Raw genomic sequence first — 670 nt, 5'->3', positions numbered from 1 at the left:
TCAAAAGGAGAGCAAAATGGCTGTAACAGTTAGTACTAACGTCTCCGCGATGACCGCGCAGCGTTACTTAAATAAAGCGACCAACGAGCTTAATACCTCGATGGAGCGTCTATCATCAGGTCACAAAATTAACAGTGCAAAAGACGATGCAGCAGGTCTGCAGATCTCTAACCGTCTAACGGCACAGTCTCGTGGTCTTGATGTGGCAATGCGTAACGCGAACGATGGTATCTCTATCGCTCAAACGGCTGAAGGTGCGATGAACGAAGCAACGTCAGTGATGCAGCGTATGCGTGACTTGGCTATCCAGTCATCAAACGGTACTAACTCTCCAGCTGAGCGTCAGGCAATCAACGAAGAATCAATGGCGTTGGTTGACGAACTGAACCGTATCGCAGAAACCACATCATTCGGTGGCCGTCGTCTATTGAACGGCTCATTCGGTGAAGCGGCATTCCAAATCGGTGCGAGCTCTGGTGAAGCGATGATCATGGGTCTAACCAGTATTCGTGCAGATGACACTCGTATGGGCGGTGTGACATTCTTCTCTGAAGTAGGAAAAGGTAAAGATTGGGGTGTTGATCCAACTAAAGCCGATCTAAAAATCACGCTTCCTGGCATGGGTGAAGACGAAGATGGTAATGTTGATGATCTAGAAATCAATATCAAC

General features: G+C 47.8%; 1 pseudogene. It reads left to right on the top strand.

What is annotated here, in order from left to right:
• Positions 1 to 16 precede the first annotated feature (16 nt).
• A pseudogene (locus R7O13_RS27540) lies at positions 17 to 670 on the top strand (flagellin); the annotation flags it as partial.

It is taken from the genome of Vibrio sp. Y176, from assembly GCF_033438945.1.
This window is presented reverse-complemented; position numbering and strand designations above follow the sequence as displayed.